Below are 373 nucleotides of genomic sequence, written 5' to 3' on the forward strand. Positions count from 1 at the left end.
GAGATCTTCGCGCGCTACGACGTCGCGTTCTCCCTGGGCGACGGCCTGCGGCCGGGCTCCGTGGCCGACGCCAACGACGCCGCCCAGTTCGCCGAGCTCGACACGCTGGCCGAGCTGACGGAGCGGGCGTGGGCGTACGACGTCCAGGTCATGGTGGAGGGCCCCGGCCATATCCCGCTGCACCTGGTGCGGGAGAACGTGGAGCGCCAGCAGGAGCTGTGCAAGGGCGCCCCGTTCTACACGCTCGGCCCCCTCGTCACGGACATCGCCCCGGCGTACGACCACATCACCTCGGCCATCGGCGCCACCGAGATCGCCCGCTACGGCACCGCGATGCTCTGCTACGTCACGCCCAAGGAGCAACTTGGCCTGC

Annotated in this window: 1 pseudogene; it reads left to right on the forward strand. The window is 70.8% G+C overall.

The features are described 5' to 3' along the window. Positions 1-373: pseudogene (locus ACFWJO_RS38830) on the forward strand (phosphomethylpyrimidine synthase ThiC); the annotation flags it as partial.

The sequence above is a fragment of the Streptomyces sp. NPDC127092 genome, from assembly GCF_042722475.1.
Taxonomy (GTDB): domain Bacteria; phylum Actinomycetota; class Actinomycetes; order Streptomycetales; family Streptomycetaceae; genus Streptomyces.